This is a genomic window from Allobosea sp. ASV33, from assembly GCF_016428755.1.
Lineage (GTDB): Bacteria > Pseudomonadota > Alphaproteobacteria > Rhizobiales > Beijerinckiaceae > Allobosea.
In genome coordinates this window covers 1-315 of the sequence record NZ_JAELTI010000291.1, presented here as the reverse complement: position 1 = coordinate 315, position 315 = coordinate 1, and the positions used below count along the sequence as shown (strand labels likewise).

Annotated in this window: 1 protein-coding gene; it reads left to right on the top strand. The window is 76.8% G+C overall.

Annotation, left to right across the window (positions count from 1 at the left end; all coding sequences use genetic code 11):
• Positions 1–183, top strand: a 183-nt coding sequence (locus JHD80_RS27655; protein WP_199093814.1) for a hypothetical protein, incomplete at its 5' end; no start/stop codon positions are given.
• Positions 184–315: the final 132 nt, after the last annotated feature.

Here is a 315-nt window from a genome sequence, read left to right as displayed (position 1 = left end):
CCCCCCCCCCCCCCCCCCCCCCCCCCCCCCCCCCCCCCCCCCCCCCCCCCCCCCCCCCCCCCCCCCCCCCCCCCCCCCCCCCCCCCCCCCCCCCCCCCCCCCCCCCCCCCCCCCCCCCTTTACACGCAGAAGACGGCATACGAGATCGCGCCTAGAGTCTCGTGGGCTCGGAGATGTGTATAAGAGACAGGCCCTGACCTATCCCTTCATCAAGGGCATCGCCGCCCGGCTCGGCATCGGGCTGGTGCCGCTGGCGATGGACGAAGGTGGCGTGCGGCCCGATGCCGTGGAGAAGGCGCATCGCGAGGCTCATCT